Raw genomic sequence first — 12,820 nt, 5'->3', positions numbered from 1 at the left:
AAGATATACAATCTATGACTTTAATAGTTTTTACCTATAAGTGGTTTAAGATTGGTTGTTCTGTACCTCTGACTGAGTTAAAATAAAGCCTGAAGACAAATTCAGGTAACTCAGGAGGGATTGCAATCATGCGATACACGTACTTGGGAAAATCAGGTCTTAAAGTCAGCCGGATCTGTCTCGGCACGATGAACTTTGGTCCTGCTACAGACGAAAAAGAGGCATTCCGTATCATGGATGCGGCACTCGATGCTGGTGTGAACTTTTTTGATACCGCTAACATTTACGGCTGGGGCGAAAATTCGGGTCTCACCGAAGAAATCATTGGGCGCTGGTTTAAACAGGGCGGCGGCAGACGTGAAAAAGTTGTACTTGCGACCAAAGTCTATGGCTCTATGCACGACGATACAGACGGTCCAAACAACGATGCAGGTCTCTCCGCTTACAAAATCAGACGGCATCTGGAAGGTTCCCTCCGCCGCCTGCAAACCGATCATGTTGAATTGTACCAAATGCACCATGTTGATCCCGCCATCTCGTGGGACGAGCTTTGGGGCGCGTTTGAGAACGCTGTTCATCAAGGCAAAATTGGTTATGTAGGTTCAAGTAACTTTGCTGGTTGGCAGATTGCTGTTGCCCAAAGCGAGGCCAAAAATCGCCATTTCCTCGGTCTTGTATCCGAGCAGCATAAATACAGTCTTAACTGCCGTTTGCCTGAGCTCGAAGTGCTGCCCGCAGCGAAAGAACTGGGCCTTGGCGTTATTCCATGGAGTCCGCTTGATGGTGGTTTACTTGGACGCAATGCCCTCCAGAAGCTGAAAGGTACACGCAGTGGAGGCATTGCTGAACGGATTGAATCCCATCAAACTCAGTTGGAACAATTCGCAGCACTTTGCCGCGAACTCGGCGAACCACAGGATACCATAGCTTTGGCTTGGGTTGCCGCCAATCCAGCAGTTACCGCACCCATTATTGGGCCTCGTACGCTGGAGCAGTTTGAAACTGCGCTTAAATGTTTGGATGTACCTTTGGAAGAAGCGGTCCTCAAACGTTTGGATGAAATCTTCCCAGGTCCGGGAGGACAAGCTCCAAACGCTTATGCTTGGTAGTTTTAGCAATTAGCATGGACATATAGAATTTTTATCATAATGATTAGTTCGCTTCCCAGTAGGAAGGGGAAAGCTTTAGTTTTATGTTTCCTTCATATGCTCTTCGCTATGGGTAAGCTTCGCCAGCCCATCCTGAAAGGAAGCACCTGCTAGGCTTATAACTGCCAAAAAACAAGCACCCGGATTGGGTGCTTGTTTTTTTATTTCAGTTAAACACGGTTTAACATTTATTGAACAGAATATGTGAGGTTCATGCTAATTGGCTTTCTAGCATACCAAGTAGAAGAACTTGATCCACTCATATTAAAACTAGCAGCTTTCAAAATGTCAAAGCTAATTCCAGAACTGGTGCCGTTAGTACTCGAGTATGTTAATACTCCACTACCACTAGCTTCGATTTTGTAAGTCGGGAATGTGTTATTTACCGGGATAGCAACTACATCTTTATCTTCCAGTGTAAAACCATTCGAATTAATAATTGACATCGTTTGACTAGCAATGCTATTTATTTGGGCAAAGCTTCCTGATCCTGATACAACCATTTTAACTAATAATTGAGTCTGAACAGGTCCATCCGTTCTTGTTTTAGAAGTTGAGAGAATGTTAGAGCTAGCTAAACCTAGAGCTTTTGCTTGTAAGTTAGCTTCTAAACTCTCACTGTAAACTTCAGCAACTTCGCCTGTGTTTTTGTCAATAACTTCAACTTTGACTGAATTTGCTTCTTCATGTCTTACAAGCTCTTGATCTTCCGCAACAGGGATATCGATAGTCGTTAATAACATTTTAACGCTTTCGGTTTGCAGACTATTTGACGAAGCTTCCGCCGAATTAGGTTGAACACTTACTAAAAACGAAAAGGATAACACCAGAGACAGAACAGTTTTGTACAATTTGCCCATTAAATATCACTCCTTCATTTTTTTGGGGATTGTTCATCACGACTTCACTATAAACCAACTGAGAAATTATGTAAAGTTTATAACATGTTTTTACTTACACTCAAAACAAAAAGTGCATAAGGCTAATGTCCTATTTATATTTTAAAACACAAAAAAAAATCTCACTAGGAAACCTGCTGGTAATTTTATACTGTTTTTCATTTTCTCAAATGCTTTTTATCGCCTGTATTAAAGCTTCGAGAACCTTAATTAAGAATTATACAATTTTAATTATTTTCAGCAAAAAAAGGTGATTACATTCAGTTTTAGTTTATCTGAACATAATCACCTTCGCACAAAAATATTCTTTTAAAAACAGTACTTGAGACTCATTTTGAATTTTTCGATAAATTAGAGATTTACATTAACACGATTCGTATATGTCTTGCGTTTCTCAATCAACTTGTTCAATCCATCCACATAAGCACGTGCACTGGCACCCAGTATATCGGTACTTACGCCACGTCCTTGTACAGAAATCTGATTTTGAGTAAGTACGACGTGTACCTCACCCAGTGCATCCTTACCATGCGTAACAGATTTGATCGAGTAATCGGATAACGTTACTTCTTCTCCGCTCACTTGGTCAATGGCATTATAGATCGCATCTACTGATCCATTTCCTTCTGCTTGTTGTTCCACCGTATCACCATCAAGTGTAGCAATACGAACTTTAGCCGTTGGAGTAGATTCATCACCATACGTCACAAAGATGGATTCCAGTTTAAACACCTCAGGTGCATCCTGCAATTTCTCTTCGATGACCGCCAGCAAATCCTCATCTGTCACTTCTTTTTTCTTATCAGCCAGATCTTTGAATTGGGCAAAAGCACGGTTCAATGCTTCATCTTCCAGTTCATAACCCAACTCAATCAAGCGCTCACGGAAGGCATGACGTCCCGAGTGTTTACCCAGTACGAGCTTACTTTCCTTCAGACCGATGGTCTCTGGCGTCATAATTTCGTATGTTGTTTTCTCTTTCAGCATGCCATCTTGGTGAATTCCGGATTCGTGTGCAAACGCATTCGCACCAACAATCGCTTTATTTCCAGGCACAACCATACCCGTCAAACGACTCACGAGGCGGCTGGTCCGAGCAATTTCAGAAAGTTGCAGCGAAGTTCTCGCCTGGAAAAATTCCTGACGTGTCTCCAGTGCCATGGCAATCTCTTCAATCGCGGTATTACCTGCACGTTCACCAATGCCGTTAATGGTGCCCTCAATTTGATCGGCTCCATTCAGGATGGCTGCAAGCGTGTTGGCAGTTGCCATCCCCAGATCATTATGACAGTGTGCACTCAGCTGCACTTTATCAATGTTGTGTACGTTTTCCTTAAGATGTTTGAAAATATTACCGTACTCATATGGGCTCAGATAGCCCACCGTATCCGGGATATTTACAACAGCTGCCCCTTCTTCCACTGCCATATTTACCATCTCAACGAGGAAATCATACTCGGTACGACCTGCGTCCTCCAACGAGAATTCAAGCTTCGAAAAAGTTCTCTTCGCATAACGAATTGCGGAACGAGCTGTATCGAGAACCTGAGCTCTGTCCATCCGCAATTTATGCTGACGGTGAATAGGTGAAGTTGCCAAAAAGATATGGATACACGGGTCTTGAGCGCCCTTCAATGCCTCTTTCACCGCATCGATATCCTGCTCTCTGGAGCGGGACAAGCCAATGACGGTAACGTTTTTGACCGCTTTGGCTACTGCATTAACTGCCGCCAAATCGCCTGGAGAGGCCGCGGGGAAACCGGCTTCCATCCGGTCAATACCAAGCCGCTCGAGCTGGTGCGCAATTTCCACCTTTTCACGAGTATTCAGATTGACCCCCGGGGATTGTTCTCCATCACGCAGCGTTGTGTCAAATACATAGATTTTACGCACGCCTCGCACCTCCTAGACTTGTATTTTATGTTCCTCTAAACCAGTAATAGCGGCACACGCATATGCACGGCCGCTATTCCCGGTTGAAGCTGTAAGTTTACTAGATTACCTTAAAACGAATGCTTACTTCTTGATCCAGTGCATCATCTCACGCAATTGTCCGCCAACCACTTCGATTGGGTGTTCAGCTTCATTGCGACGAGTTGCTGTCAGGAATGCACGACCGGATTGGTTTTCCAGGATGAAGTCACGTGCAAATTTACCTTGTTGGATATCTGTCAGAACTTCTTTCATTGCTTTCTTCGTATCTTCAGTTACTACGCGAGGTCCAGTTACATAGTCACCGTACTCAGCTGTGTTACTGATGGAATCACGCATGCTTGCAAGTCCACCTTCATACATCAGGTCAACGATCAATTTCAATTCGTGCAGACACTCGAAGTATGCCATTTCAGGAGCGTAACCCGCTTCTGTCAATGTTTCAAATCCAGCTTTTACCAGGGCGCTTACACCGCCACACAGAACAGCTTGCTCACCGAACAGGTCTGTTTCTGTTTCTTCACGGAAGGAAGTTTCGATAACCCCTGCACGCGTGCAACCGATACCTTTAGCATAAGCCAAACCGATATCTTTTGCTTTACCTGTTGCATCTTGCTCAATTGCGATCAGGCCCGGTACACCGAATCCTTCCACGTAGGTACGACGTACCATGTGACCAGGGGACTTAGGAGCTACCAGCAATACATCGCTGTCTTTTGGAGCAACGATTTGACCGAAATGAACATTGAAACCGTGGGAGAAGAGCAATGCAGCGCCTTTTTTCAGGTTTGGTTCGATTTCGTTTTTGTATACAGAAGCTTGTGTTTCGTCAGGCAGCAAAATTTGAACTACGTCTGCACGGCTAGTAGCTTCAGCCGGGGACAGAACTTCAAATCCGTCATTTTTTGCAGTGTCAAAAGATTTACCTTCACGAAGTCCGATGACTACGTTCAATCCACTGTCACGCAGGTTTTGAGCTTGGGCATGGCCCTGGCTACCGTAACCGATGACCGCAATCGTTTTTCCTTTCAATACGTTAAGCTCTGCATCCTGTTCATAATAAGTAGTTACTGGCATGTTTATAAGTCCTCCTTTGTATTGTAAAGAACCCTTCATTAATGAGCGGGTGTCTCAAGGGACCGGCACGCTTTTCCTGCTTTAGCGTCTCTGGTCTGATCCGATCCGTTCAGACACCCGCCCATTAATGCGGGTGTGTGGCTATATAGTCAAGCGTTACATCACTAAAATGTTAAATTGCAACTTGTACGGGACTGGCACCTCATCTAAGATGAACGGTATTTCTCAGCTTAATGCTGCTAACACATCATTGTCGTTCCGTCGATAAGCATCAGACCATGCTTTTTTTCTCAATATAATTGCTTAAACGTTGCCTCGTACCAATGCAGTTATGCCTGTACGTGACAGTTCGCGAATGCCGTATGGCTTAAGCAGTTCAATCATCGCATCAATTTTATCTGTATCCCCGACCACCTGTACAATCAGGCTGCCTGGACCAACATCTACAACAGATGCGCGGAATGTCTCCACCACACCCAGAATTTCTGGTCGTTCAGATGGCTCTGCCTTTACCTTGATCAATGCAAGTTCACGGGCAACCATCGGTTTCAGACTGAAATCAACCACTTTGATGACATCGATGATTTTGTAGAGTTGCTTTTCAATCTGTTCCAACGTTTTGTCATCACCGATCGTCACAATGACCATCCGGGACAAACCCGGTTCCTCGGACTGACCTACCGTGATGCTCTCAATGTTGAATCCCCGTCGACCGAACAACCCTGATACCCGCTGCAGGACGCCAGGCTGATCGTTGACCAATATCGAAATCGTATGTCTTATCATTCCTCAGCATCCCCCATCAGCATTTGATCGATTGTCGCTCCTTGCGGAACCATTGGATATACGTTTTCTTCCTTGCGTACTACGAATTCAACAACGACCGGTCCTGGTGTATCCAGGGCTTCTTGCCAAGCACGCTCGGCTTCTTCCTTGTTGGTTGCACGCAATCCTTTTACGCCATAAGCTTCAGCAAGTTTTACAAAATCAGGGCTGCCTGCCAGATCGATATGACTGTAACGGTTCTCATAGATGATCTCTTGCCACTGACGTACCATTCCAAGGACCTGATTGTTGATAATAACAATTTTCACCGGGATATTGTTAATGGCACAGATTGCGAGTTCTTGAGAACACATCTGCATTCCGCCATCACCGTTGATGGAAATAACGAGTCTGTCTGGATTGGCCATTTGAGCGCCGATTGCAGAAGGGAATCCAAAACCCATCGTTCCCAGTCCACCAGAGGTTACCCATGAACGTGGTTGGTTGAATTTGTAATACTGAGCAGCCCACATTTGATGCTGTCCAACGTCCGTAGTCACGATTGCTTCGCCTTTGGTTGTATCATTGAGCATTTCCACAACCCATTGCGGTTTTAATACTTCATCTGAATCTGTGTAGCTGTAAGGTTTCTCTTGTTTCCATTGTTTGATCTGATCTCTCCAAGCATCCGCACGTTCAGCACGTTGAACCTCTTTGTTCGCTATTTCGAGAACCGTTTTCACATCACCAACGATTGGAATGTCGGTTGCGATGTTTTTGCCGATTTCAGCCGGATCAATATCAATGTGCACAATTTTGGCATGTGGAGCGAATCCATCCAGCTTGCCTGTTACCCTGTCATCGAAGCGTGCGCCGATGTTGATGAGCAAATCCGATTTTTGTATCGCCTGATTGGAAGTGTATGTTCCGTGCATACCCGGCATCCCGGTCCACAATTCGTGCCCACTTGGGAATGCTCCAAGTCCGAGAAGTGTTGTCGTGATTGGAATGCCTGTCTTCTCCACAAATTCGAACAGCGCTTCGTGTCCACCGGAGTAAACTACACCGCCGCCTGCCAGAATCATCGGACGTTCTGCTTCCTGAATCGCCTGAGCCAGACGATCAACCTGAAGTTTGTTCGGTACTGTCCGTGGGTTGTACCCTCTCAATATAACAGGTTCAGTGACGGGTTCAAACAACGTTTTGTTTGCCGATACATCCTTCGGAATGTCGATCAATACGGGACCTTTACGACCAGTATTCGCAATATGGAACGCCTCATGAATGACACGTGGCAGATCTTCTACGTCTTTTACCAGGTAACTATGTTTGGTGATTGGCATTGTGATTCCGGTAATGTCCGCTTCCTGGAAAGCATCTGAGCCGATCAGGCTGGAAATTACATTCCCCGTAATGACTACGAGTGGTACGGAATCCATATACGCTGTTGCAATACCCGTAACTAGATTCGTTGCTCCAGGTCCGGAGGTAGCGATACAGACACCCACTTTTCCGCTCGCCCGTGCATATCCGTCAGCTGCATGAATAGCGCCTTGTTCGTGACGAGTTAACACGTGCTTGAAATCCTCGAAACCATACATCGCATCGTAAATGTACAACACTGCGCCGCCCGGGTAACCAAAAACACACTCTACACCTTCCAGCAACAAGCTTCTCAGCAGAATTTCGGAACCGCTAATGACCTCCGGCTTCATCCATTTTTCACGTAATTCATCTGTCGATCGTACTTCTGGAATTTGAGCTCCCATCAGTCATCCTCCTCTCGGAATTTACATCATTCTGACATTTAAAGTTACAAAAAAAACCTTCCATCCCTGCAAACAAGTTTATGCTTGCGAGGGACGAAAGGTTGTTGCTTCCGTGGTACCACCCAACTTTGTCCGAAATTTCGCAATAACGGACCTTACCAGGTACAAAAAACGATAGATCAAACGGATATACCCGTTCTCCATACCTGTTGTCTGTAACGCAGACATACGATTTTCCCTAATAACCCAATGGAGTGACATCCAATGCTTTTCAGGAAAACAGCTCCGAGGTGAGCTCGTATATAAGGGGTAATGGTGGTGGTTTCAGCAATTCCAGCCACTCTCTGAGCAAAAGAGCCCTTAAAACTTCGTCCTCTTCATAGCCGATGAAATATTCTCGTTAAATGTTAGGAACATTATATGATTCCTCCAACCGATAAGTCAATACCCCTTTTGTATAAAAATTCAGAACGTCCTTAATCCTTCACTCTCCATCTTTAACGTTACCCCAATCCCAACGCTTCATTCAGTCACCTTTCAACTTGCCTCAGGCATAGGATATACGAGCAGCACGACTGGTCCTGAAAGGAGGCTTCCGATGGTGATTCGGCAACGTAAATCCAAGCTGGATGATGCCGCCATAATGAGGCTGATTGACTCTCAACTTGTTCCTCTATCTCATATGAGTGAAAGTGAAATCAATAAAATACGCAAAGAAATACCCCTGCGAATGAACAGGGGCATGACCTTTGTTGTCTCATCGAATCCTGACAACGAAGCCGTCGCATTCATCCATTTTCTCATGCACGGTGAACTGCTGTATGTGGATATGATGGCTGTTGCCACAAAAGAACAGCGAAAGAAATACGGTCAGACCTTGCTGCTCAAAGCGGAAAATTTTGCGGCATCTCGTGGTTGCAAAAGATCCAAAGTGATGGTGGACGAAGGCAATACCAAAGGTCTTCGATTTTACCAGAAAAATGGATATAGCACCATTCGATACATTATGTTAAGCCGCTGTTACGAGTTAGAAAAAACATTATAAATCTGTTTAGAAAAAGCCCGGTGGCCGTGGTCCATAGGGTCCATATCCTGGCCCTGGGCCATATCCACCACCAAATCCCGGTCCATACCCCGGTCCTGGTTTTGGCCCTGGGCCATATCCCGGACCACCACCTGGACCAAAACCGAATCCAGGGCCAGGGCCGTAAGCATAAGGAAGCGTAGCGATGGCGAGTAAATCAAATAATACCAATGGCAAAATAGCTTTAGTGTGTACTTTTTTGCCAACGTGACGTTTCAGCACCAATTTATTACCCGATACTTTCAACAGTCTTCCGGTTACCCGAGTACCGTCTTTTTTGATCGCGACAATATTTTTGCCTATTAATTTCATCGCTGCATCACGCGTAACATGTTGTTTCATACTTTCCCCTCCTCCTCGGATCGTTCAAAACAGTGTATTCGTCCAGAGCCGGCTTCGCCTGTTTCTTTGTCCCTAAATGAAAATATGGGTGCCTTTCTCTATAACAGTTTAAAAAACTAGTAATCTGATATTTTTCTTTGTGAAACAAAAAAAGGTTCGCACGAGGCGAACCTTTTCTAGTAAAGCATTATGCGGGAAATCATAATTCTGTCGTTACCTTTTCCCAGGGTCGTACGCTTCACCGAGTGCAGACGGAGCAGAAGAACGTCCGACAGCTGCTACAAGTACGATAAGTGTTAATAAGTAAGGCAACATATAAATAATTTCCTGGGGAATACTTTGGGTCCATTCAAACATCTGTACGTAGTTACGAATGGCTTGTGAGAAACCAAAAAATACAGCGGCACCAAAAGCACCAATCGGATTCCACTTACCAAAGATCATCGCTGCAATTGCAATATAACCTTGACCAGAAACCGTATTATGCGAGAACGTTCCTGTTGTAGTCAATGTAATTGCCGCGCCGCCAACAGCAGCAAGCGCGCCACTGATCATAACAGCAATATAACGGTAACGACGAACTTTAATACCTACGGTATCTGCCGCACTCGGATGTTCACCTACAGAACGAAGACGTAACCCGAATGGCGTTTTGAACATGATGTAATACGTCAGGAATACAAAAAGAATAGCCAGATATGTTGTTGGGTAGACATTTTTGAAGAATGCTTCCCCTAATAAAGGTATATTCTCCAGCACCGGCACATTGAACTTATTAAATCCTTGTACCAATGGGGAATCTCCCGCACCCTCGAACAACAACTTAACCAAATATAATGTACTTCCTGTCGCCAGAAAGTTAATTACAATACCGCTGATAATTTGGTCCGCCTTAAATGTAATAGAGGCAACCGCATGAATTAGCGATACAACCACTCCAAGTACTACTGCGAACAAAATCCCCATCCAGGCAGACGTCGTTCCACCCATGCCAGCTTCTTGTGCATAATGCGCAGCAATCCCCGCAGCAAACGCCCCAAATACCATGAAACCTTCAAGTCCAAGGTTGGTCACACCGGATTTTTCCGAGAAAATCCCACCCAGGGATGCAAAAATCAATGCCGTGGCAAAGACAAGCGTCGTATTGATAATTTGCCCAAGTGTCAACAAGTCCATCTACAACACCTTCTCTTTCTTGCGCTTGGAATAGAACGGTTTAAGTACCCAGCGCACGATGCCTTGTGCCGCAATGAAGAAGATAATCGAACCGATAACAATCCGAATAATCTCGGGCGGTACATCCGCAGCAAAGCTCATTCCTGCAGATCCATATGTGAGCGTACCAAACAGCAATGCGCCGAGCAGCACACCAAACGGATGGTTTAATCCTATAAGTGCAACGGCTATACCATCAAATCCAGTTCCAGGTGAACCTGTCATTAGTGTTTGGTAATGGAATACCCCCAACACCTGAAAAGCCCCTCCAACACCTGCAAGCATACCGCTAATAAACATGGCTTTTACGATATTGCGATTGACATGCATACCTGCATACTCAGCCGCATTGGGGTTAAGACCAACCGCTCGAATTTCATAACCTTGTTTCGTTTTCCACATGTAAATATAGAAGACCACGGCTATAGCTAAAGCAATTAAAGTTCCAAGATGAACACGTGAGTTTCCCATTAATTCGGAGAGCCAAGTAAGGCTTATCGAAGCAGAATCACTAATATCTGCTGAGCGGTTCTCGCCTGGAAGTAATAGAAATTGCCGAACGATCAGGTTGGCCAGATACAGACCAATCCAGTTCAGCATGATACTACTGATAACTTCGTTAACCCCACGCGCTGCTTTCAGGTAACCGGCAATAGCTGCCCACAAACCACCAAATACCGCACCAGCAATCAAAGCCAGTGGAGCATGAATGTAGATTGGCAGACCTGCAAACTTCACGCCTACAAAAGTCGCCGCAGTCATACCGACGAGGAATTGACCTTCTCCCCCGATATTAAACAGTCCTGCACGTGCCGCAAATGCAAATGCAAGTCCTGTCATAATCAGTGGTGTCATTTCCCGAACAGCTTCACCAAAATTGTACATGTCTCCGAAAACCTTCGTAAACAATGCACTGTACGCTTCAATCGGGTTGTATCCGCCGATCAGCATGACAATACCACCAAGGATCAAACCCATAATGATGGCTACAACAGGTAATATAAATGAATCACGGGTAAACCATTTTAATACGTTATTCATGCACAGTACCTCTCTTTTGGGTGCTGCCCGCCATCATTAAGCCGAGCTCCCTATCATTGGTTTCTTCCGGCAGCACCTCGCCCACGATCTGTCCTTCATAGATGACGGCAATTCGGTCGGATACGTTGATAATTTCATCCAGCTCGAATGAGATCAGCAATACCGCTTTGCCCTGATCACGTTGTGCAATCAATTGTTTTTGAACAAACTCAATAGCACCTACATCCAGACCACGAGTTGGCTGGGCAGCAATAAGCAGTTCAGGATTTTTATCAACCTCACGTGCGATAATGGCTTTCTGTTGGTTCCCTCCCGATAAGGAGCGGGCTTTTGTTTCAATGCTTGGTGTACGCACATCAAATGCCTCCACAAGACGTTTCGCTTGCTTCTTGATCGCATCGAAGTTAAGGAATCCTTTACGCGTATAAGGAGCTTTATAATATGATTCTAGAACAATATTTTCACTCACAGAAAAATCAAGAACAAGTCCATGCTTGTGCCGGTCTTCCGGAATATGGGCTACACCCGACTCCGAAATATGGCGCGGAGAATGATTAGACAGTTCTTTACCCTCAAGGCGAATCGAACCGCTATCTACTTTACGCAGTCCGGTAAGAGCCTCAATCAGTTCGCTCTGACCATTACCATCGACACCTGCGATTCCTACGATCTCTCCTGCACGTACATTCAGGTTGAGTTCGTTCAGAACCGAGATACCTTCTTTATTTTTGGCGGTCAATTTGCTAACTTCAAGCACATTTTTTCCTGGTGTAGCCGTTTTTTTGTCCACTTTAAATGTGACATTTCGACCAACCATTTTTTCTGCCAACTCATTCGGATTCGTTTCTGATGTTATAACTGAATCAATCACTTTACCACGGCGAATAATTGTCACCATATCGGAGATTTCCATGATTTCTTTCAGTTTGTGTGTAATCAGAATAATGGACTTGCCTTCGGCCACCAATTTTTTCATGATTACCATCAGTTCTTTGATTTCCTGAGGTGTTAATACAGCAGTAGGCTCGTCAAAAATAAGAATGTCTGCACCACGATACAACGTCTTTACAATTTCAACACGTTGCTGCATTCCGACGGAAATGTCATGAATTTTGGCATGCGGATTCACTTTGAGTCCATACTGTTCAGACAGACGCTGCACTTCAGCAGCAGCTTTTTTATAATTAATGTTGAGACCTTTCCTTGGTTCAGATCCCAAAATAATGTTCTCTGTTACCGTGAACGGCTGTACAAGCTTAAAGTGCTGATGCACCATGCCGATGCCAAGATCGATTGCTTTGTTAGGGCTGTCGATGATGACAGGCTTGCCATTCACTTCAATGGAACCTTCATCCGGCTGATAGAGACCAAAGACAATATTCATCAACGTTGATTTACCAGCGCCGTTTTCGCCCAGTAGAGCATGGATCTCGCCTTTACGAAGCTGAAGGCTGATGGCGTCGTTGGCAACAATGCCTGGGAAACGCTTCGTGATTTGTTTCAACTCAACGACGGGGGTTGCTGCACCCATGTAATCACCCTTATACC

Annotated in this window: 12 protein-coding genes; 2 read left to right on the top strand and 10 right to left on the bottom strand. The window is 44.9% G+C overall.

Features of this window, described 5'->3' with window-relative positions; translation table 11 throughout:
* The first annotated feature begins 128 nt into the window (after positions 1-128).
* Entirely contained in the window at positions 129-1,109 is a 981-nt protein-coding gene (locus AC4PM4_RS18535; RefSeq protein WP_488731381.1) for an aldo/keto reductase, read from the top strand.
* Between the two features lie 227 nt (positions 1,110-1,336).
* On the opposite strand, the gene AC4PM4_RS18530 is transcribed toward AC4PM4_RS18535, so the two are convergent.
* The 6 genes from AC4PM4_RS18530 to AC4PM4_RS18505 form a co-directional block, all read right to left on the bottom strand.
* Positions 1,337-2,008: a hypothetical protein gene (locus tag AC4PM4_RS18530; protein ID WP_090808635.1), complete on the bottom strand. Its 672-nt coding sequence runs from the start codon at positions 2,006-2,008 to the stop codon at positions 1,337-1,339.
* 390 nt (positions 2,009-2,398) lie between these two features.
* Positions 2,399-3,940 carry a 2-isopropylmalate synthase gene (locus AC4PM4_RS18525; protein ID WP_488731380.1) on the bottom strand — a complete coding sequence of 514 codons (1,542 nt, stop codon included), beginning with the start codon at positions 3,938-3,940 and terminating at the stop codon, positions 2,399-2,401.
* Positions 3,941-4,063: 123 nt separating this feature from the next.
* Positions 4,064-5,056, bottom strand: a complete 993-nt coding sequence (gene ilvC, locus AC4PM4_RS18520) for a ketol-acid reductoisomerase (protein ID WP_053780427.1) — start codon at positions 5,054-5,056, stop codon at positions 4,064-4,066.
* Between the two features lie 303 nt (positions 5,057-5,359).
* Complete coding sequence (gene ilvN / locus AC4PM4_RS18515; RefSeq protein WP_024628317.1) at positions 5,360-5,842, bottom strand: acetolactate synthase small subunit; 483 nt, start codon at positions 5,840-5,842, stop codon at positions 5,360-5,362.
* Positions 5,839-7,590 carry a biosynthetic-type acetolactate synthase large subunit gene (gene ilvB / locus AC4PM4_RS18510; RefSeq protein WP_076289932.1) on the bottom strand — a complete coding sequence of 584 codons (1,752 nt, stop codon included), beginning with the start codon at positions 7,588-7,590 and terminating at the stop codon, positions 5,839-5,841. The genes ilvN and ilvB overlap by 4 nt, the downstream gene beginning before the upstream one ends.
* Positions 7,591-7,668: 78 nt before the next feature.
* Positions 7,669-7,818 carry a hypothetical protein gene (locus tag AC4PM4_RS18505; protein WP_163759509.1) on the bottom strand — a complete coding sequence of 50 codons (150 nt, stop codon included), beginning with the start codon at positions 7,816-7,818 and terminating at the stop codon, positions 7,669-7,671.
* 373 nt (positions 7,819-8,191) lie between these two features.
* Here AC4PM4_RS18505 and AC4PM4_RS18500 point away from each other — a divergent pair, with 373 nt between their 5' ends.
* Entirely contained in the window at positions 8,192-8,635 is a 444-nt protein-coding gene (locus AC4PM4_RS18500; protein ID WP_113051737.1) for a GNAT family N-acetyltransferase, read from the top strand.
* 6 nt (positions 8,636-8,641) lie between these two features.
* Here the strand turns inward: AC4PM4_RS18500 and AC4PM4_RS18495 are convergent, their stop codons facing one another.
* The 4 genes from AC4PM4_RS18495 to AC4PM4_RS18480 form a co-directional block, all read right to left on the bottom strand.
* Positions 8,642-9,016: a hypothetical protein gene (locus AC4PM4_RS18495; protein WP_175383937.1), complete on the bottom strand. Its 375-nt coding sequence runs from the start codon at positions 9,014-9,016 to the stop codon at positions 8,642-8,644.
* A 213-nt stretch (positions 9,017-9,229) separates the two neighbouring features.
* A complete protein-coding gene (locus AC4PM4_RS18490; protein WP_491614257.1) occupies positions 9,230-10,192 on the bottom strand; it encodes an ABC transporter permease in 963 nt (320 codons plus the stop codon).
* Entirely contained in the window at positions 10,193-11,272 is a 1,080-nt protein-coding gene (locus AC4PM4_RS18485; protein WP_488731378.1) for an ABC transporter permease, read from the bottom strand.
* A complete protein-coding gene (locus tag AC4PM4_RS18480) occupies positions 11,265-12,803 on the bottom strand; it encodes an ABC transporter ATP-binding protein (RefSeq protein ID WP_488731377.1) in 1,539 nt (512 codons plus the stop codon). Before AC4PM4_RS18480 ends, AC4PM4_RS18485 begins: the two co-directional genes overlap by 8 nt.
* Positions 12,804-12,820: the final 17 nt, after the last annotated feature.

Source organism: Paenibacillus sp. MDV22-iso6, assembly GCF_058408365.1.
This window is presented reverse-complemented; position numbering and strand designations above follow the sequence as displayed.

What these genes read in the sequence shown, in the direction of transcription:
- AC4PM4_RS18535 (WP_488731381.1), top strand. Translation starts at nt 129, where the DNA reads ATGCGATACACGTACTTGGGAAAATCAGGTCTTAAAGTCAGCCGGATC.
- AC4PM4_RS18530 (WP_090808635.1), bottom strand. Translation starts at nt 2,008, where the DNA reads ATGGGCAAATTGTACAAAACTGTTCTGTCTCTGGTGTTATCCTTTTCG.
- ilvC (WP_053780427.1), bottom strand. Translation starts at nt 5,056, where the DNA reads ATGCCAGTAACTACTTATTATGAACAGGATGCAGAGCTTAACGTATTG.
- ilvN (WP_024628317.1), bottom strand. Translation starts at nt 5,842, where the DNA reads ATGATAAGACATACGATTTCGATATTGGTCAACGATCAGCCTGGCGTC.
- ilvB (WP_076289932.1), bottom strand. Translation starts at nt 7,590, where the DNA reads ATGGGAGCTCAAATTCCAGAAGTACGATCGACAGATGAATTACGTGAA.
- AC4PM4_RS18505 (WP_163759509.1), bottom strand. Translation starts at nt 7,818, where the DNA reads ATGTCTGCGTTACAGACAACAGGTATGGAGAACGGGTATATCCGTTTG.
- AC4PM4_RS18495 (WP_175383937.1), bottom strand. Translation starts at nt 9,016, where the DNA reads ATGAAACAACATGTTACGCGTGATGCAGCGATGAAATTAATAGGCAAA.
- AC4PM4_RS18490 (WP_491614257.1), bottom strand. Translation starts at nt 10,192, where the DNA reads ATGGACTTGTTGACACTTGGGCAAATTATCAATACGACGCTTGTCTTT.
- AC4PM4_RS18485 (WP_488731378.1), bottom strand. Translation starts at nt 11,272, where the DNA reads ATGAATAACGTATTAAAATGGTTTACCCGTGATTCATTTATATTACCT.
- AC4PM4_RS18480 (WP_488731377.1), bottom strand. Translation starts at nt 12,803, where the DNA reads ATGGGTGCAGCAACCCCCGTCGTTGAGTTGAAACAAATCACGAAGCGT.